The 17046-nt window shown below is 71.5% G+C and carries 21 protein-coding genes; 5 read left to right on the top strand and 16 right to left on the bottom strand.

Annotation, left to right across the window (positions count from 1 at the left end; translation table 11 throughout):
- Positions 1-267 precede the first annotated feature (267 nt).
- Complete coding sequence (locus tag ACV7NM_RS30580) at positions 268-1224, top strand: AraC-like ligand-binding domain-containing protein (RefSeq protein ID WP_463413345.1); 957 nt, start codon at positions 268-270, stop codon at positions 1222-1224.
- A gap of 62 nt (positions 1225-1286) precedes the next feature.
- Here ACV7NM_RS30580 and ACV7NM_RS30575 read toward each other — a convergent pair whose 3' ends face one another.
- The 15 genes from ACV7NM_RS30575 to ACV7NM_RS30505 form a co-directional block, all read right to left on the bottom strand.
- Positions 1287-2333 (bottom strand): alpha/beta hydrolase, encoded by a 1047-nt coding sequence (locus ACV7NM_RS30575; protein WP_463413344.1) that lies wholly within the window; start codon positions 2331-2333, stop codon positions 1287-1289.
- A gap of 115 nt (positions 2334-2448) precedes the next feature.
- Positions 2449-3174: an alpha/beta fold hydrolase gene (locus ACV7NM_RS30570; protein ID WP_463413343.1), complete on the bottom strand. Its 726-nt coding sequence runs from the start codon at positions 3172-3174 to the stop codon at positions 2449-2451.
- A 234-nt stretch (positions 3175-3408) separates the two neighbouring features.
- Positions 3409-3723, bottom strand: coding sequence for a GNAT family N-acetyltransferase (locus tag ACV7NM_RS30565; RefSeq protein ID WP_463413342.1), 315 nt, complete (start codon positions 3721-3723; stop codon positions 3409-3411).
- Positions 3724-3798: 75 nt separating this feature from the next.
- A complete protein-coding gene (locus tag ACV7NM_RS30560; RefSeq protein ID WP_463414122.1) occupies positions 3799-4494 on the bottom strand; it encodes an amidohydrolase family protein in 696 nt (231 codons plus the stop codon).
- Between the two features lie 68 nt (positions 4495-4562).
- Positions 4563-5534 (bottom strand): alpha/beta hydrolase, encoded by a 972-nt coding sequence (locus tag ACV7NM_RS30555; RefSeq protein ID WP_463413341.1) that lies wholly within the window; start codon positions 5532-5534, stop codon positions 4563-4565.
- A gap of 239 nt (positions 5535-5773) precedes the next feature.
- Positions 5774-6604, bottom strand: coding sequence for an alpha/beta fold hydrolase (locus ACV7NM_RS30550; protein WP_463413340.1), 831 nt, complete (start codon positions 6602-6604; stop codon positions 5774-5776).
- Positions 6605-6687: 83 nt separating this feature from the next.
- The gene (locus tag ACV7NM_RS30545) at positions 6688-7248 is read right to left on the bottom strand and encodes a Dps family protein (RefSeq protein WP_463413339.1); all 561 of its coding nucleotides are present in this window, start codon (positions 7246-7248) and stop codon (positions 6688-6690) included.
- 92 nt (positions 7249-7340) lie between these two features.
- On the bottom strand, positions 7341-7835 hold the full coding sequence (locus tag ACV7NM_RS30540) for a DoxX family protein (RefSeq protein ID WP_463413338.1): 495 nt from the start codon (positions 7833-7835) through the stop codon (positions 7341-7343).
- A gap of 5 nt (positions 7836-7840) precedes the next feature.
- Complete coding sequence (locus ACV7NM_RS30535; protein ID WP_463413337.1) at positions 7841-8503, bottom strand: hydrolase; 663 nt, start codon at positions 8501-8503, stop codon at positions 7841-7843.
- A 352-nt stretch (positions 8504-8855) separates the two neighbouring features.
- Positions 8856-9017 (bottom strand): hydrophobic protein, encoded by a 162-nt coding sequence (locus ACV7NM_RS30530; protein ID WP_136211884.1) that lies wholly within the window; start codon positions 9015-9017, stop codon positions 8856-8858.
- Between the two features lie 136 nt (positions 9018-9153).
- On the bottom strand, positions 9154-9735 hold the full coding sequence (locus tag ACV7NM_RS30525) for a Rossmann-fold NAD(P)-binding domain-containing protein (protein ID WP_463413336.1): 582 nt from the start codon (positions 9733-9735) through the stop codon (positions 9154-9156).
- A gap of 33 nt (positions 9736-9768) precedes the next feature.
- The gene (locus tag ACV7NM_RS30520; protein ID WP_463413335.1) at positions 9769-10947 is read right to left on the bottom strand and encodes an oxygenase MpaB family protein; all 1179 of its coding nucleotides are present in this window, start codon (positions 10945-10947) and stop codon (positions 9769-9771) included.
- Between the two features lie 58 nt (positions 10948-11005).
- Complete coding sequence (locus ACV7NM_RS30515) at positions 11006-12058, bottom strand: polyprenyl synthetase family protein (protein ID WP_463413334.1); 1053 nt, start codon at positions 12056-12058, stop codon at positions 11006-11008.
- A complete protein-coding gene (locus ACV7NM_RS30510; RefSeq protein ID WP_463413333.1) occupies positions 12051-12437 on the bottom strand; it encodes a hypothetical protein in 387 nt (128 codons plus the stop codon). Before ACV7NM_RS30510 ends, ACV7NM_RS30515 begins: the two co-directional genes overlap by 8 nt.
- A gap of 338 nt (positions 12438-12775) precedes the next feature.
- Positions 12776-13774, bottom strand: coding sequence for a helix-turn-helix transcriptional regulator (locus tag ACV7NM_RS30505; protein WP_463413332.1), 999 nt, complete (start codon positions 13772-13774; stop codon positions 12776-12778).
- A 103-nt stretch (positions 13775-13877) separates the two neighbouring features.
- Between ACV7NM_RS30505 and ACV7NM_RS30500 the strand changes: the two genes are divergently transcribed.
- Complete coding sequence (locus ACV7NM_RS30500) at positions 13878-14288, top strand: DUF3224 domain-containing protein (protein ID WP_463413331.1); 411 nt, start codon at positions 13878-13880, stop codon at positions 14286-14288.
- A 179-nt stretch (positions 14289-14467) separates the two neighbouring features.
- Positions 14468-14659, top strand: coding sequence for a hypothetical protein (locus ACV7NM_RS30495; RefSeq protein ID WP_463413330.1), 192 nt, complete (start codon positions 14468-14470; stop codon positions 14657-14659).
- Between the two features lie 27 nt (positions 14660-14686).
- Here ACV7NM_RS30495 and ACV7NM_RS30490 read toward each other — a convergent pair whose 3' ends face one another.
- Positions 14687-15319, bottom strand: a complete 633-nt coding sequence (locus ACV7NM_RS30490) for a maleylpyruvate isomerase family mycothiol-dependent enzyme (protein WP_463414121.1) — start codon at positions 15317-15319, stop codon at positions 14687-14689.
- An 89-nt stretch (positions 15320-15408) separates the two neighbouring features.
- Here ACV7NM_RS30490 and ACV7NM_RS30485 point away from each other — a divergent pair, with 89 nt between their 5' ends.
- Together ACV7NM_RS30485 and ACV7NM_RS30480 are read left to right on the top strand one after the other, a co-directional pair.
- Positions 15409-16383, top strand: coding sequence for a LysR family transcriptional regulator (locus tag ACV7NM_RS30485; protein ID WP_463413329.1), 975 nt, complete (start codon positions 15409-15411; stop codon positions 16381-16383).
- 164 nt (positions 16384-16547) lie between these two features.
- Positions 16548-16814, top strand: coding sequence for a GlsB/YeaQ/YmgE family stress response membrane protein (locus ACV7NM_RS30480; protein ID WP_463413328.1), 267 nt, complete (start codon positions 16548-16550; stop codon positions 16812-16814).
- Positions 16815-17046 lie beyond the last annotated feature (232 nt).

Below are 17046 nucleotides of genomic sequence, written 5' to 3'. Positions count from 1 at the left end.
CGGCCGCTCCGGGGCGGCCGGCGCGCCCGCGCCCGCGCCCGCGCATGCGCATGCGCGGCAGTAGCCGGCCGGCCGTGAGCCGCGCGGGCTCGGGCGACGCCTGAGTCACCGTCGGGCTACCCGTTCGCGCGGGTCCCGACGCCCCTCACCGGCGCCCCGTACCGGCGCGACACACCCTCACCGATCCACGGCATCACGGACCGCGTATACCCCTCCGCTTCAGCGCGGTCACGCACGGTGCCCGCACGAACGCGCCAAGGAGTCGCAATGTCCGTCGTGCTGTCCACCCTCCCCCTGTCGGCCACCGAGCGGGCCGACTACTGGCACAGCGTGGTGTCCGACACGTTCATACCGCTCGACGTCTCGCTGCACGAAGCCGAACCCTCGGTGGGCACCATCGCCAGCGATCGGCTCGGCCCCCTCCAGATCTCCGTCGTCGAAGCGGGCCCGCAGACCGTGACGCGTGACAGACGCCTGATCTCCCGGGGCGGCGCGGAGTTCGTCACCGTCACCTTCCAGCACCGGGGTACCGCCAGGCTGACCCAGGACGGACGCCAGGCCCTGGTCAAACCCGGCACCTTCACCTGTTCCGATGCCGGGCGACCCTACAAGAGGGAGCAGCCGGACAACTTCCGCTTCACGGCCTTCCGGGTGCCCAAGCAGGGGCTCGGGGTGTCGGACGTGGACCTGGGGGCGGTCACGGGGACCGTCTTCGGCGGCGACCGCGGGACGGGCGGCCTGGTGGCCGGGTACCTGACCCGGCTGGCCGAACGGGCCTCGGACTTCGACCCGTACACCGGACGACAGCTCGCGATGACCGCCGCGGACCTGCTGACCGTCCTCGTACGGGAACGGCAGGGCCGGCTGAACCCCCACGCGTCGGAGGCGGCCCGCGGGATGCTGGCCCGCGTCAAGGAGTACGTCTTGCGGCACCTGGCGGACCCCGACCTCTGCCCTGAGACGATCGCGGCGGCGCACCACATGTCGGTGCGGTACCTCCACAAGCTCTTCCAGACGGAAGAGGCGACGGTCGGGCGCTGGATCCACCGCGAACGCCTCGATCGGTGCCGCCGTGACCTCGCACGGCCGTCGGGGGCGCCGCCGAACGTGTCCGCGGTCGCGCAGCGTTGGGGTTTCGTGAACCCCTCCCACTTCAGCCGGGCCTTCCGCGCCGCGTACGGCATGTCGCCCCGGGAGTGGCAGTCGAGCGCCCGGCAGGCCTGAGGGCAGGACCAGGTCCGAGGGCAGGACCAGGTCTGAGGGTGAGAGCGATCACTGGGTTGTGGTCACCGGGCGTGCGGTAGCCCTTCGTGCAGCGCCCCGCGGAGTACGCGCGTGGCGAGCATCAGGGCGGCCTGTGCCCCGTAGGTGGTGCGCAGGGCGTTGACCGCGACGAAGTCGTGGAGGGCGCCTTGGACGCGTACGGCGGCGACTGCGACGCCGGCCGCCCGCAGCCTGGCGGCGTAGGCCTCCCCTTCGTCGCACAGGACGTCGGCCTCCGCGGTGATGACCAGGGCCGGCGGCAGACCGGCGAGTTGGTCGGTGGTGGCCCGTAGTGGTGACGCGGTGCTCTGGGCGCGCTCGACCCGGCTGGTCGTGTACTGGTCCCAGAACCACTGCATGGTGTCGCGGCGCAGGACGTAACCGGTCGCGAACCGGTGGTAGGACCCGGTGTCGAAGGCGGCGTCGGTCACCGGGCAGATCAGAACCTGCTGGAGCAGCGGGACGTCGCCCCGGTCCTTGGCCAGCAGGGTTAGTGCGGCGCCCAGGTTCCCGCCGGCCGAGTCCCCCACAACTGCCAGACGGGTGCCGTCCAGATCCTTGGCGGCTCCCTCGGCGACGATCCACCGCGCGACGGCGTAGTTCTGTTCCAGGGCGACCGGGTAGCCGGCTTCGGGCGAGAGGTCGTACTCGGGGAAGACCACGGCGGCGCCCGCTCCGACGGCCAGTTCGCGGACCAGCCGGTCGTGGGTGGAGGCACTGCCGAGCACCCACCCCGCGCCGTGGATGAAGAGGATCACGGGCAGTGCCCCTTCGGCGCCCGCGGGCCGCACGGTGCGGACCCAAACCCCGCCGGTCGGGCCGCCCGGCACCGCGAACCACTCCTCGTCGACGGCGGGCGGGGCCGTCCCGGCCGCTTGGAGTTCCGCTTGGAGTTCCTCCAGCGCCTCGCGGCCGTCCGCCGGGCCGCGCAGGTGCCGGTAGGGCGGCCGGGAGGCCGCCTCGGCCAGGACACGGGCCGCGGGTTCGAGCACCGGCTCGGGGCCCGGCCCGGAGTCGAGGTCGGGGTCGGAGCCCGGGTCGGAGCCGGCCGCCGGCGTCACCTCGTACATCGACAGCTCCTTACAGGGGCGGGGAAAGCGGTGGTGCCCACACGGACGGGGGTCGTGCGGGCGCTCCGGGGACGGGCCGCCCGCACGACACGCGGCGTGACGGTGGGGGAAGGGATCAGCGGGCGGTGGACCGCACGGCGTCCTGGATCAGCTCGGCGACGCGCTCGGGCCGGGACAGCATGACCAAGTGGGAGGACGCGACCTCGACGGTGGTCATGCCGGCGCGCTGATAGCCGAAGCGCTCCACCTCGGGGTTGATGGTGCGGTCGGCGGTCGCGACCAAGCCCCAGGACGGCTTGGTCCGCCAGGCGGCGACCGGCGCGTTCTCCGCGAACGCCCGTGCAGCCAGAGGTCGTTGGGAGACGGCGAGGACGGCGGTGAGTTCGGGGGCGATGTCCGCGGCGAAGAGGGCCGGGAACTGCTCGGCGTCCACCGAGACGTCGGTCCCGGGCTCGGTCGACCCCTCGACGGGGAAGGGCGCGTATACGAGCGCGTCGGCGAGGCCGGAGGCGGGGAAGCGCCCTTGCAGTTCACCGAGGCTCTCGCCCTCCTCCAACGCGTAACCGGCCAGATAGACCAGCGCCCGGACGTTGTCCTCCGCGCCGGCGACGGTGATGACGGCGCCACCGTAGGAGTGGCCCACCAGCACCACCGGGCCGGGGATCCGGCGCACCACGGAGGCGATGTACGCGGCGTCGCCGAGGAGGCTGCGGTTGGGCACCGCGGGGGCCAGCACGTTCAGGCCCTGCGCGGTCAGCAGGGGAACGACCCGCGCGTAGGTGGAGGCGTCGGCGAACGCGCCGTGGACCAGGACGACGGTCGGCCGGGAAGCAGGGGACATGGGGTGTACTCCTCGATGGACGGGGCGAGCGGAGTGGCAGCGGGACGCTGGGACCCGGCCACGACAAGGACGCTACGGGCGCCCGGCCGGGGCGCCTTGCCCGTCGGTGCTCCGCTTCTGGCCTCTGCGCGCCCGGCCCGCGCCGCCGCCCTTACGCCGCCGGGCCGGGAAACGACGCGGCCCGCCGCCGCGCCGTGAGGCGCGGACGACGGGCGTCGCCGTTATCGGTGCTGCTCAGAGGCCGAACCGGGCGCGGCGGCTCTCGGGCACCAGGTCCGCGTACTGCGGATGCTTGCCCATCCAGTCCCGGATGAAGGGGCAGTACGGGAGCACGTCGAGTTCGCGCGTCCGTACGTCGTCCAGGGCGCCGCGGGCGAGGAGGCCGCCCAGTCCGCGGCCGGCGAAGCGGGCGTCGATCTCGGTGTGGATGAAGGCGATCTCGCCCTCGGAGAGGAAGTACTCGGCGAAGCCCGCCGTCTCCGTTCCGTCCTCCCCGGCGAGCACCTCGTACCGGCTCTTGTCCGGCCGGTCCACGACCCGTGGTTCCATGGTTCCTCCTGTGTGGTGTCATGCGGTGGTCGGTCCCGGGCGATGCCCCCGGACGGGGGCGGCGGGGTGGCGGGTTCAGTCCCTGCCGGTGCGCAGGGCCGCCAACTGCTGCTCGAAAGGCACTACTTCTTCCTCCTGCCGGCCCTGCGGCGGAGCGCCGGCCACGAGCCGCGCCAGCTCGGTGGCCGCCCGTTCGACGCGGACGGCGAGTGCGGCCGTCCGACCGTCGCCGGCCGTACCCCAGTCCTCGGGGGCGGCCCATACGGCGGCCCGGTTCATCAGCGCCGACTGGTAGAGGTGCAGGACGAACACCGGGGTGTCGGGCGCGGCCGCGTTCAGTTCGGCCACCGTCGGCATGCGGCGTTCGGCGAACTGCTCCGCGGTCCAGCCGCCGACGACACGGATCCACTGCCCCTTGGGCGTGCGGCCGGCCTGCTCGCGCAGCATGGCCAGCGCTTGCCGCAGGCTCCGTACGCCGTCCCAGCGCAGCTCCAGTACGTAGTTCAGGCCGCCCCGGATGACGTGCAGGTGGGAGTCGTTGAGTCCGGGGACCACGCGGCGGCCGAGCGCGTCCACGATCCTGGTCGCGGGACCGACGAGGCCGGCGAGGTCGTGGTCGTCCCCGAGGGCCACGACCCGGCCGTCACGGATGGCGACGGCGCGGGCGGTGGGGCGGGCCGGGTCGCCGGTGTACACCTTGGCGTTGCGGACGAGGAGGTCGGCCGCGGGGTGCCCCGGGTCCGTGGCGGGCAGTACGCCCGCCACGGGCATGCTCGTCGTACCGGGCAGGTGGTTCGTACCGATCGGGTGCTTCGTACCGGTCGGGCTCGTGGTACGGCTCACGCCAGGGCCTTGCGGAGGGTGTCGGCGGCCAGGCCGATGGCCAGCGAGGCGGCCTGCGTGTCGCGCAGCGCGTTCAGCATGACGAAGTCGTGGATGGTGCCCTGCAGGCGCAACGCGGCGACGGGGACGCCGGCGGCGCGGAGCTTGGCGGCGTACGCCTCGCCCTCGTCGCGCAGGACATCGGCCTCGGCGGTGATGACGAGGGCGGGGGGCAGGCCGGTGAGCTGGTCGAGGGAGGCCCGCAGCGGGGAGGCGGTGATCTGGGCGCGCTCTGCCTCGTCGGTCGTGTACTGGTCCCAGAACCACCGCATGGCTTCGCGGCGCAGGAAGTAGCCGGTGGCGAAGCGGTGGTAGGAGTCGGTGTCGAAGGCCGCGTCGGTGACCGGGTAGAAGAGGACCTGGTGGGCGAAGGTCACGTCGCCGCGCTGCTTGGCCATGAGGGTGAGGGCGGCGCTCATGTTGCCGCCGACCGAGTCGCCCGCGACCGCGACGCGGGTGCCGTCGAGGTCCTTGTGGCGGCCCTCGCGGGCGATCCACTGGGCGACGGTGTAGTTCTGCTCGATCGCGACGGGGTAGCGGGCCTCGGGCGACAGGTCGTACTCGGGGAAGACCACCGCCGCCCCTGCGCCTACGGCGAGTTCGCGCACCAGACGGTCGTGGGTGTGGGCGTTGCCGAAGACCCAGCCCGCGCCGTGGAGGTAGAGGACGACCGGAAGGGGGCCGGTGAGGCCGCGCGGGCGGACGATCCGCGCGCGAACCTCCCCGGTGGGGCCACCCTGGACGGTGATCCACTCCTCGTCGACGGGGAGCAGGGCGACGCCCTCGCCGTTCTGGACGTCGTCCACGGCCTTGCGGCCGTCGGCGACGGGGATCTGGTACAGGTACGGCGGCTGGGCGGTGGCATCGGCGAATGCCTGGGCCGCGGGGTCGAGTACGGGCGGGTTCGGGGGCGGGTTCTGGTCGGGCATGGCTCGGCTCTCCTTCACGAGGGGGGTCGGGTGTGGTTCAGCGGGTCCGTGGACGGCGTCGAGGATCACTGCGGTGACTGCTGGGGGCCGGGGGAACGGGTACGGCGTCGGCCGGGTCGGTCGCCGCTCTCGGGGTACGGGTTCGGCTGCTGGGCGGGTGCGGCAGGGCCCAGGATGGCCGGCGCGGGGGTGTGCCGTACGGGAGGCGCGGGTCGTATCCCGTTCTCGGTACGTGCCGCTCAGGCGAGGAAGGCGAGCAGGGCGGCGTTGACCTCGGCGGCGTGGGTCAGGATGAGGCCGTGCGGGCCACCGGGCACGGTGACGAGTTCGGCGCCGGTGATGCTCTTCGCCAGCGGGATCGCGGTCGCCCCGATGGGCAGCGTGCGGTCGGCGTCGCCGTGGATGATCAGGGTGGGGACGTCGATGCGCGGCAGGTCCGCGCGGAAGTCGGTGAGCCAAGCCTGGACGCAGTCGAGGGTGCCCTTGGCGGAGGCGCCGACGGCGACGTTCCAGGAGGCCCGGACTGCCTGTTCGCTGATGCGCTCGCCGCCGAGGACGTCGACGTTGTAGAAGTCGGTGAGGAAGGCGCTCATGAACGCGAACCGGTCTGCCGTGATGGCGTCTTCGATGCCCTTGAAGACGCTCGCGTCCACGCCGCCGGGGTTGTCGTCCGTCTTGAGCAGGAAGGGCGGGACCACACCGATCATGACCGCCTTGGTGACGCGCTCGCTGCCGTACGTGCCGAGGTAGCGGGTCACCTCGCCGGTGCCCATGGAGAACCCGACGAGGACCGTGTCTCGCAGGTCGAGGGCGGTGAGCACCTCGTTCAGGTCCGAGGCGAAGGTGTCGTAGTCGTAGCCGTCGGCGGGCTGGTCGGAGCGGCCGAAGCCGCGCCGGTCGTAGGTGATGACGCGGTGACCGGCGGCGAGGAGGGCGGCGGTCTGCTTCTCCCAGGAGGCGCCGTTCAGCGGCCACCCGTGGATGAGGACGACGGGTTGTCCGGTGCCGTGGTCCTCGTAGTAGAGCTCGATGGGCGCGGAGTTGCCCTCGGCGACCTTGATGAACGGCATGGCGGGGTGCTCCTTCGGTGGTGGGTGTGAAGGGTGGGCGGGTGTGAAGGGTGAGGCCGGCGGTCGGCGCCGGCGCCCTGCCGTCAGGCGCGCACCAGGGGGGTGTCGACGAGGTGTTCGGCCAGGAACCACACCTGCGCCTCGCCGGTGCGGACGATCTGGGAGATGAGCAGGTCGTTGCTGCCCTCGTCGCCCTCTGCGGAGAGCCGTGCAGCGGCGTCCCGCGCGTCGATCAGGATGCGCTCGTGCGCGTCCAGGAGCCGCGACAGCATCACGGGGACCTCCTCGACCCCGTTCGGCGGGCGGGGCACCGAGGTCAGCTCCGCGACGTGGCGCGGGTCTGCTACGGCGACACCGCCGAGGCCCTGCACGCGCTCGGCCAGGGCGTCCACCAGGGCCAGTTGCTCTTGCGCGTGCTTGTCCAGCATCAGGTGGAGGGAGTAGAAGGTCGCACCGCGTACGAGCCAGTGGTGCTTCTTGTAGAGGGAGTAAAGGATCCGCTGGCAGGCGTACATGCGGGTGTCGTGGCCGAGGCCGAGGGGGAGCTGCTTGAGCGTGCCGAACGACTGGATCTCCTTCCCCGTCTGGTGCAGCAGGGGCTGACCGCCTCCGCGCGTGGGCGCGGTGGTGGGTGCGGATTCCATCGGAGACTCCTGAAGTGGGGTATGGGTGGGCCCGGCCGTACGGGCGAAGGGGGTGTACGCGGACGGCCGGACCCGGTTCGGGGGTACTGCGCTCAGCTGGTCCGTGCCGGACGGTGCAGGACGAGGCGGGTGAGCAGCCCGCTGCCGACGCCTGCCGTGAGGACGAGCGCCGTCCACCACAGCGGGTACGGCGCCAGGCCGAGCTCCGCGTCGAGGGACCAGGCGCCGGGACCGGTGGCGGCGAGGGCGGCGGCGCTGACGATCAGGACCAGGGGGTACTCGTAGCCGTCGTTCTGTACCCAGAGGCCGTTGTGCCACTTCACGGTGAGGGCGACGGTCATGACCCCGATGGCGCCGGTCGCGGCGAGCGGAGTGAGCAGCCCCGCGGCGAGCAGCAATCCCGATCCGATCTGGCCGGCGCCGGCCGCGAGGGCGGTGAAGGTGCCGCCGCGGAAGCCGTCGGCGCGGAACTCGGCAGCGCCACCGCCGAGTCCCCGGCCGCCGAGGTGCGAGCTGATCTTCTGCACGCCGTGGCCTGCGATGAGCAGGCCCACCAGCAGGCGCAGGACGAGGATGCCGGCGTCCAAGGAGGTCAGCCTGCCGCGTGCGCGCCGATGACGGCTTGTGCGTACACGACGCCCAGGCCGTAGGCGCCGGCGTGGGCCTTGACGATCTCCATCACGTCGCCGTACGTCTCCTGGCGCGCCCAGTCGCGCTGGAGTTCGAGCAACACCTGGACCCAGGTGACCGGTACGGCGCCGGCGGCCAGCATGCGCTGGAGGGCGTGCTCGTGCGCGGCGGGGCTGACGCCGCCGGAGGCGTCGGAGACGACGTAGACCTCGTAGCCCTGCCCCAAGGCGGACAACGCGGGGAGCACCAGGCAGACTTCGGTCCACAGGCCCGACAGGATGATCTTCTTGCGGCCGGTCGCCCTGACCGCCTCCACGACCGCCTCGTCCTCCCAGGCGTTCATCGTCGTACGGTCCAGCACCTCGTGCTTCGGGAACACGTCTGCGAGCTGCGGCAGCAGAGGGCCGGAGAAGGACTCCGCGGCGACCGTGGTGAGCACCGCCGGCACGTCGAACGCGCGGGCCGCCTTGGCGAGGCCGACCGTGCTGTTGATGATCGCGGCGCGGTCGCCGCTCCCGGTGCCGAAGAACATCTGCGGCTGGTGGTCCACGAACAGCATCACGGCGTTGTCGGGCGTGAGCAGGTCCTCGCTCGGGGCAGCCTGCACCGTGCTGGTGTCGAACATGAGGGGGGTGTCCTCTCGGAACGGTCGGAAACGAGCACCGCCTGCCGCGTCCCGCGCGGCTCGGCACTCCTCGAACCTAAGACCGTCCCACCGGCCGTCTTTTCCGCCCGCGCACCGTGGTTGACACGACGACGCACGCTTCCCGTCCCGGGGCCCTACGAGACCGGACGGCATCCGCCCGAGGCGCCCGTGTCGTCGGGGACCGGTTCCCCAGTCACCGCCGGCTGTGTCTGTCACCCGGCTGTACACCGGTCGGCCGGACACCGAGGCCAAGGTCAGGACAGCCGTGTGGGGTCCTGCCTTCGGGAAGGCAGGACCCCACACGGCTTACGGAAGGCCGGGCCGGAACGGGCTACCAGCGGTACCAGCGCCCACCGCCACCCGCGGGCCGGGCGACGAACCCGATCAGCCAGAGCACGAGGACGGCGATCGCGACCCACCAAAGGATCTTGATCGCGAACCCCGCGCCGAAAAGGAGCAGTGCGAGCAGAAGAACCAGAAGCAAGGGAACCATTGTCATCAACCTCCGAACGACCGACTGCCCACCGATCCGCCGCCCATGCGTTCGACTTTTACGGTTCTCGTCGGCCCTCGCGGGGCAACAGTGCTGTCCGGCCTTTCGGCCCCCACCGTGATGACGACGGTCATGCCTACGGTCGGTGCTCCCAGGGGCGGACGCGTCCGACGATGTGGAGGTGCTCGCCCTCGGGCGCCCGGAGCGCGGCCAGAACCCCGTCGCTGATCTGCCGGTGGTCGAGCCAGCGGGTGCGTGCTCCTTCGCCGGTGAATCCGAGTACGACACCGCGGTGGCGTACGTGACGCAGAGGCCGTGGCGGCCGTGGAGGGCGCGCGGTGGGGGCCGCGGCGGCACTGCCCAGGACCTCGACGACCAGCGCGCCCTGCGCGAGGGCTCCGGCGACAGCGGTGTAGGCGTTACGGCGGCTCTCCGTGTGTACCCACAGCACCGCCAAGTGGAACGGCCCGGTACGGGCGACGACACGACGCAGCGTCTCCGCGAACCGGCGGGCGTCGGCGTAGTCGGCGCTCACGGGTATCAGAAGGCCGCCGTCCTGCCCCAGGGCTCCGAACGCGTTCGGGCCGGGCGGCCTGCGGGAGACGACCACGGTGGTCAGCCCGTCCCGAAGCAGACCGCCCACGGCACCGGCCAACATCCCCGTGCCACCGATCACCAACGCCGGCCCGTGGACCGCAGATGCGTAGGTCAGGGTCACCCGCACATCGTATGACGCAAAGATCGGCAGAGCTCAGGCAGAGGCGGGGGCCGTTGCGACCGTAGGCGCCGGGGGCGCCCAGCGGCGATTGTGCGGCACGGTGCCCGCGACGCCGAAGTCCTTCTTCAGCTGCTCGGGGATGGCGTAGTGCATGACGCGACCACGGGTGAGGGAGGACAGTTCGAAGATGGTGGTGAGGTGGCCGAGGCGGTCCAGCGCCCAGGCGCCCAGGGGTGAACGGTCCTCGATGGTTTCCAGGACGCCGAGCAAGCTGGGGACGACCTTGACCACGGTGTCCCAGGCGGTGCGCGGGACCTGGAGCCAGTCGGCACACGTGTCGCCGATCAGGTAGCGGATCAGCGCGGAGACGATGGGATCGAAGAAGGTGCCGGGGACGACCTCCTCGTAGAGGTCGATCAACTGCCGGGTCAGGTCGGCGCCTTCCGCGGACGGTCCCATGTGGCGGATCATGTAGAGGTCGAGGAACTGCCGCGCCCCCTCCAGGGATTTCGGGACGGCGTCTTGGTCGACGCCCAGCATCGCGCCGACCACGCGCCAGGCGTAGAAGTACGCCTCCGCCCCTTCGACACTCATGTGGATGCCCAGGCGGTGCAGGCTGTCCAGGACGACCAGCGAGAAGAACATCTGCCCGCCGATCATGTCCTCCTGGCAGATCGGCACGCCCAGCGCCTCGGCGTCCCAGCGGCCCTCGCGTTGGAGGTGGTGCCGGATGGAAGCGTGCAGCAAGCGCACCTTCTGCGCGGCCGGGATGAATCGACTGCCCGTCTCGAAGGCATCCGGCTGCATGAGGTAGACGGTGAACTGGCCGGTCTCGGCCATCCGTTTGGACGGATAGTCCAGCCCGTGCGTGGCCGACAGCAGCTTTGCCACATGGGGGACGACGTAGCAGGCGGGCATGGAGGCGAAGGACAGGGCGGTGGAGATGTGCACGTTGTTGTCGATGAAGAACAGCCGGGCCTTCTCCATCTCCGCCCAGTCGACCCAGGCCGGCGGCACACTGGTGGACCGAAGGTATTCGCGGGCGACGTCGGGCAAGCCGTCCGGCAGGGGGGCGCCGGCGGTGGAGACGTGACGCATCAAGGTGTTGAAGGTACCCACCTCGCCACGCTCGAACAGCGTGGAGACGACGGCGTCCGCCAGTTCGTCCCCTGTCTGGCGAAGGGCGTCCATGGAGGCATCTGTGTAGGTCATGGCAGCGGTCCTTCTCGGTGAGCCGCACGGCTTCGACGGTGAGCCGTCGGGAAGTGGGTCAGTGGTGGCGGTCGGTGGCCAAGCCGGCGAGATCGGTCAGCGCTCTGCGGGCCGGGTGCGGCAGGGCGAGCGCGTCCAGGCAGCCGATGGCCTCCCGCACGCGGGAGGTGATCATGTTCTCCACCTGTTCGGGAGCCTTGAGCGCCACCATCAGTGCGCGCACGTCGTGCAGGTGCTCCTCGGTGAGGTCTTGGCGGCCCAGCAAACCGGCGAGGTGCTCGCGCTGTGCGGGCAGCGCGGCCTGCCAGGCCGTGGCCAACAGGGCGGTGGGCCGCTGTCCGCGGATGTCGTCCAGGCTCGCCTTCCCCGTACGGCCGGGCTCGCCGAACAGGCCCAGCAGGTCGTCGCGGAGCTGGAACGCCTCGCCGAGCGGTATCCCGTACGCCGACAGGCCGTTCCGCAGCCGAGGGGTGGCGCCGGCGAGCAGGCCGCCGATGAGCAGGGGCTGCTCGACGGTGTACTTCGCGGTCTTGTAGCGCACCACCTTCAGCGACATCTCCGGGTCCGGCTGTGCGCCGGTGCTGAGGATCTCCAGGCACTCGCCTGCGATCAGGTCCCGCGCCAGGTCCGCCCACATCGGTCGCGCTCGGGCGAGGAAGGCGGCGGGCAGGCCGCTGGTGGCGAACAGTTGCCCCGCCAGGGCCATCAGATGGTCCCCCACCAGCATGGCGAGAGAGCGGGCGCCGGCGCGGGCCCGGGGGCCGCCGGCGACGGCTGCCCGCAACGCGACGTGGGCAGTGGGCCGGCTGTGGCGCAGTGGGCTGTCGTCGATGAGGTCGTCGTGCACCATCGCGGCGGCGTGGACCAGTTCCATGGAGGCCGCCGCGCGCAGCAGGGCGTCGCTGTCCGGCTGGCCGGTCGCACGCCATCCCCAGTAGCAGAACGACGCGCGCAGCCGCTTGCCGTGCCCGGCCGCCGCCTGCAACTGCTCGGCCACCGGCCCCAGTGCGTCGTCGATCGCGAGGAGTTGCTCGGCTTCCTCCGCAAGGAACTCGGTCAGGACGGTGTCGACGCGGTCCTTGAACTCGGCAGGGGCCCAACGCTCAGACATCGCCACCGGATGCCGTTCGCGGGGCCGTCGTGTGCTGGGCCTGTCCGTCCTGGGCTTGTACGTCCTGGGCTTGTACGTCCTGGGTTTGTACGTCCTGGGCCACCTTGTGCAGGGCCTGTGCCTGCCTGGCCAGTGCGTGCTGGGCCAGCACCTCGAGGTGGGCGGCGGGTGCGGCGGCGTACCGGTCGAGGGCGATGCGACCGCGGGCCATCAGGTCCTGCTGGGCGTCACGTGCGATGTCGGGCCCGTCCGCGCGGCGAACCAACTCCTGCAGCGTTCCCACCGCCGAGCTGATCGTCGTGACGGCCAGGTCCGCCAGCCCGGCGACGAGCAGTACCGCCTGCTCGTCCAAGCCCCGGTTGCCGTGCGCGGATGTCATGTCGTGGCGCCCCCTTTCGCTCTCGGACACGTACGGCACACACAGGTCGCAGCCATGCGCCGATCCCAGCATGACCGCGCGACTTGTCCGCGCTGGGCGCATTACCGCATCGAGTGACAAGCGGGAACACATGTCCGACATGCCGGTTGGCGCACGATCAGCGGTCCGCGCGATCGGTAACCCGGGCGCTCGGCCTCCCGCTCAACCGAAAACAGCGGGGCGCAAGCCAGCCGTACAGTCCCGGTCGTCTCTGCCCCCACTGTGTGGTTGCTCCGCTGTGCGGTCGCTCGGCTGCGAGGACGCCCGTGCAGGTGTCGGCCGGACGACAGCGGCCTCGCTCAGCCTGCGTTCGCCGCCTCGTCGACGGCACTCGAATACCTTCCCGCCAGCGCGGCCACGGCCCGGGCCACCGCTGCCCGCAGTTGCGGCGGACCGAGGACCTCCGCCTCCGCGCCCAGCCGGAGCAGGTCCCCCACCGCGACGGCCGGTGACTCGACGGGCAGCTCCACCTCCACCCAACCGTCCGCGTCGGGTGGCCCCGCGCCTTCCAGGGCCCGCACACCCGGGGCCCCGAACTGCATGGGCAGCAGCCGCTGCGCACGCGGCGAGAGCCGCAGCCGCGCCACCCCTTGCAGAAGCGCGGTCTCCAGACGCCGGGAGGACTCCTCCCAGTGGGCCGCGAGCCGGAACCCGGCCGGCCGCTCGAAGCGCTCCCCCGTCTCCTCCAAGGCCAGCAGCCGCGACACACGGTAGGTCCGTACGCGCCCCTCCGCGGGCGCCGCCACCAAGTACCAGATGCCACCCTTGAGGACGATGCCCAGCGGGTTCAGCTCCTGCCGCCCCAACTCCCCAGACCAGCGCCGGTACTCCACCCGCACCACCCGCTGCTCCCACACCGCCTGCGCCACCGCCGCCAGATGCGGTACGGGGTCGGCGTCCCGGAACCAGGCCGGGGCGTCCAGGTGGAAGCGGTCCTGCACGAGCCGGGCGCGGTCCGCCAGTCCGGCCGGCAGCGCGGCCTGGAGTTTCAGCTGGGCCGTGGCCAGAACCGCTCCCAGCCCCAGCTCCCGCGCCGGCCCCGGCGCCCCGGCCAGGAACAGCGAGGTCGCCTCGGCGTCGGTGAGACCGGTCAGCCGTGTGCGGTAGCCGTCCATCAGCCGGTACCCGCCCGCGGGCCCACGGTCGCCGCACACGGGGACACCGGACGCGCCGAGCGCCTCGATGTCCCGGTACACCGTACGGACGGACACCTCCAGCTCCGCAGCCAGCTCCGGGGCGGTCATCCGGCCGCGGTTCTGGAGCAGCAGGAGCAGGGAGAGAAGGCGGTCGGCGCGCATGTGCCCATTGTGGACGCGGTACCTGACAGGAGGTGTCAGGTACGCCACCCAGGCTGGTCACAGCGCGGGACGAAGATCCGCGCGACCCGTCGAAAGGACCCCCATGCCCACGCGCACCGCCACCGGCCACTTCACCTCCGCCGACTGGGAGGAGCGCCCCGCCGGCCCCGCCGACACGCTGCCTCGGCTGGCACAGGCCTCGGTCGCGAACACCTTCTCCGGCGGCATCGAGGCCGCCGGCACCGTCTGCGCGTACACGATCGCCTACCTGACTGCGGCGACCGGCTCCTACACCGGCTTGGAGGTGCTCACCGGGACCCTCGACGGCCGGACGGGCACCTTCGCCCTCGAGGAGCGCGGCACGTTCCGACAGGACGGCTCGACCCACTGTTCCTTCGAAGTCGTGCCCGGCTCCGGCACGGGCGAACTGACCGGCCTGCGCGGCACCGGCAGCTTCCTCGCCCGGCACGGCGAACCGTCCGTCCCCTACACCTTCGGATACGACCTGGACTGAGCGGGCGGAGAACGAGTCACGGGCCGCCGGGCCGCGCACACGGTCGGGCCGTCGGCCGCTGACCGGTGGGTTTCGTCAATAAACGGAGTCGTGTCTGAGGTCACTCCTTCGCGGTAACGCCAACATGCGTGGGCGAGGGGGAATCGCGTGCGCTTGAGGCCGCTGCACTTGACCGCCGCGTGGACAAGGTCGAGATCTCCTCCGAGGACGCCGCGATCGACTCGATGAGCGTGCTCGGCGAGGGCACCAAGCGGCAGATGTTCGCCTTCATCCGCCGCGCCCGCCGAAGCTCGTCGACGCAAGGTCGGCCGGCAACCCAAGGTGTACGAACCCACCGCAACACCCATCCACGGGTCGGTCGGAACCCTTAACCGCGCCGGGCCGAGTGGGCACGGCCGTCACCGGCGGGTGAAGCGGTTGCTCACGCGACCCCTGAGGCGGCCGGGCGGCAGACGGCGGCCGAAGGTCAGCAGGAGGAGATCCTGGGCGGCTCCGTATACCGGGTCCCCCGCTCCGTAGGACCAGTCAATATCCTCTGCACACAGCCGGATTCCGGTGAGGTCGACACCGAAGAACTTCAGGCCGCGGGGTTTGATGTCATCGAGCAGGATGCGGAGCCGGTCATCGGGGACGCGCCGGTCGAGCCCGAGGGCGGTCGTGACGTCCAACCCGTGGACCACGTCGTGGCCCAAGGCGGCGGGAAGCCCGCCGACCGGCGGCGTCCACGGGTGGTCGGCGTTGTCACGCAGGAAGGCTCCGAGTTCCGCTCCGGAGTGGGCGGCCGCGTCGCGGCGGGCGACGCGGTCGGTCATGCGGTGGAGGTTTCCTCCGGCCTTGACCAGTTCGCCCAGTGTGGCGGGCAGGGACAGCCGAAAGCCCATCGACATGTGCGCGACGACCTCGCGGACCTTCCACCCTTCACAGAGGCTGGGCGCATTCCACTCGTCGGCCCGCAGGCCGTCGAAGAGGTCGGCCAGCTGACGGCGTTCCGCGGCGATGGCGGCCTTGATAACGGCCCGCTTGTCCTTGATTGTCGTCACTCTTTCCATGCGATCAAGCGTGCGGGCGGCTCTTCCATATGGCCAATAGATAGTTCTGCTGCCATCTAGCATGCGCAGTTATGGAACTTCGCCAGCTGCGCTACTTCGTCACTGTCGTCGAAGAGGGCAGCTTCACGCGGGCGGCGGCCCGCCTGCACTTGGCGCAGCCGGGCCTGAGCGCTCAAGTCCGGCAGTTGGAACATGAGTTGGGTCAACCGTTGCTCTATCGCTCGCACCGGTCGGTGACGCCGACCGAGACGGGACAGGCGGTCCTGCCGTACGCGCGGGCGGCGCTGGCCGCCGCGGACGCGGTGCGCGAGACGGTCGACGCGTACACGGGGCTGTTGCGCGGTCGGGCCTCGCTGGGCATGGTCTCCGGGGCCACCGGCCACACCTTCGACATCGCCGCGTTCCTCGCGGACTTCCACGAGGCCCACCCCGCCTTGGAGATCGCGCTCACCGAGGACACGTCGGAGCGGATGCAGGCGGCGCTGTTGGCCGGGGAGCTCGACGTCGCCCTTCTGGGGCCGACCGATGAGGCACCGCCGCCCGGCTTGTCGCTCCAGACGGTGATCGACGTTCCGTTGGCCGTCGTCGCCGAAGCCGGCGACCCGGTCTTCGAGGGTGCGGACCGTACGGGCATCCCGCTGGCCGGACTGCGCGACCGGGCTCTGATCTGCCTCCCGCGTGGCACCGGTGTGCGCGCGGCGCTCGAACGTGCCTGCGGCCGGGCCGGGTTCCGGCCCCGCGTCGCCTTCGAGGCGGCGGCGCCGGATGTACTCGTCCGGCTCGCCGCCCGGGGGCTGGGCGTCGCGGTGCTGCCGAGCGGCGAGGAGGAGGTTGAGGAGGAGGGCGGCTCGCGTTCCGGCGCGCCCCTGCGGACCCTGACCATCGTCCGCCCTCAGATCCGTGCCCGCATCGCCCTTGCCTGGAGATCCCCCGGCCCTGCGAGTCCGGCAGCCCGGGCGCTGCTGGACAGGCTGCGCGAGAGCCTGCCGACGACGCCCGAGGCACCGGCGGGCCGGAACGCCCCGCCGGCACGGCGGGCTGACTGAAGGCGTCCAGCCGCCGCCACACCCCGCGTCGTGATGGTCGCGACGCTGATCATCAGCATCCGGACCCGACTTCACGTACCCAAGCCCTGCCGTCGCCGATGTTTGGAATCGGACAGGCGGTGCATATGCCTTTAAAAGGGTTTACATGTCGTTAAGAGGAAATCATGGGCGTCATCGGCTGGATTCTTCTTGGCCTTCTCGCCGGAATCATCGCGAAGGTGCTGATGCCGGGCCGCGACCCTGGCGGCATCATCCTCACCATCCTTATCGGCATCGCCGGCGCTTTGCTGGGCGGATGGCTCGGCAAGGTGATTTTCGGGGTCGACTCCATTGACGGCTTCTTCGAGCTCTCCACCTGGATCGCCGCCATTGTCGGTTCCCTCATCCTGCTGACGGTCTACCGGCTCGTCGTCGGTCGGAGACATTCGTGAAGGTCGCCTCGGGTGGACACGGACTCAAGCGGAGTGGCCGCCGCTCGGTCGCTCGTTGGCCCCTGTGGGCGCTCAGGCGTTGGATCTTCCTACGGCTCACGGTGTGGGGCGTGCGACTGCTGGCATGGGGTGCGGGCCTGGCTCTACGGCGCGCGCTGCGGTTCGCGTTCCGCTCCGTGCTGCCCCGTGGGCTCCGGCTGACGGTGTAGCCGTAGTCGCTTTCCGTTTTTGC

This window comes from Streptomyces sp. Tek67B01, from assembly GCF_055231995.1.
The sequence above is the reverse complement of the archived record's forward strand: the minus strand, read 5'-3'. Positions and strand labels throughout refer to the sequence as shown.

Bases quoted from the DNA above. Each gene is read 5' to 3' on its own strand.
- ACV7NM_RS30520 (WP_463413335.1), bottom strand. From the start codon at position 10,947: ATGACCTACACAGATGCCTCCATGGACGCCCTTCGCCAGACAGGGGAC.
- ACV7NM_RS30510 (WP_463413333.1), bottom strand. From the start codon at position 12,437: ATGACATCCGCGCACGGCAACCGGGGCTTGGACGAGCAGGCGGTACTG.
- ACV7NM_RS30565 (WP_463413342.1), bottom strand. From the start codon at position 3,723: ATGGAACCACGGGTCGTGGACCGGCCGGACAAGAGCCGGTACGAGGTG.
- ACV7NM_RS30550 (WP_463413340.1), bottom strand. From the start codon at position 6,604: ATGCCGTTCATCAAGGTCGCCGAGGGCAACTCCGCGCCCATCGAGCTC.
- ACV7NM_RS30505 (WP_463413332.1), bottom strand. From the start codon at position 13,774: ATGCGCGCCGACCGCCTTCTCTCCCTGCTCCTGCTGCTCCAGAACCGC.
- ACV7NM_RS30480 (WP_463413328.1), top strand. From the start codon at position 16,548: ATGGGCGTCATCGGCTGGATTCTTCTTGGCCTTCTCGCCGGAATCATC.
- ACV7NM_RS30535 (WP_463413337.1), bottom strand. From the start codon at position 8,503: ATGTTCGACACCAGCACGGTGCAGGCTGCCCCGAGCGAGGACCTGCTC.
- ACV7NM_RS30545 (WP_463413339.1), bottom strand. From the start codon at position 7,248: ATGGAATCCGCACCCACCACCGCGCCCACGCGCGGAGGCGGTCAGCCC.
- ACV7NM_RS30515 (WP_463413334.1), bottom strand. From the start codon at position 12,058: ATGTCTGAGCGTTGGGCCCCTGCCGAGTTCAAGGACCGCGTCGACACC.
- ACV7NM_RS30580 (WP_463413345.1), top strand. From the start codon at position 268: ATGTCCGTCGTGCTGTCCACCCTCCCCCTGTCGGCCACCGAGCGGGCC.
- ACV7NM_RS30575 (WP_463413344.1), bottom strand. From the start codon at position 2,333: ATGTACGAGGTGACGCCGGCGGCCGGCTCCGACCCGGGCTCCGACCCC.
- ACV7NM_RS30530 (WP_136211884.1), bottom strand. From the start codon at position 9,017: ATGGTTCCCTTGCTTCTGGTTCTTCTGCTCGCACTGCTCCTTTTCGGC.
- ACV7NM_RS30560 (WP_463414122.1), bottom strand. From the start codon at position 4,494: ATGCCCGTGGCGGGCGTACTGCCCGCCACGGACCCGGGGCACCCCGCG.
- ACV7NM_RS30500 (WP_463413331.1), top strand. From the start codon at position 13,878: ATGCCCACGCGCACCGCCACCGGCCACTTCACCTCCGCCGACTGGGAG.
- ACV7NM_RS30555 (WP_463413341.1), bottom strand. From the start codon at position 5,534: ATGCCCGACCAGAACCCGCCCCCGAACCCGCCCGTACTCGACCCCGCG.
- ACV7NM_RS30485 (WP_463413329.1), top strand. From the start codon at position 15,409: ATGGAACTTCGCCAGCTGCGCTACTTCGTCACTGTCGTCGAAGAGGGC.
- ACV7NM_RS30570 (WP_463413343.1), bottom strand. From the start codon at position 3,174: ATGTCCCCTGCTTCCCGGCCGACCGTCGTCCTGGTCCACGGCGCGTTC.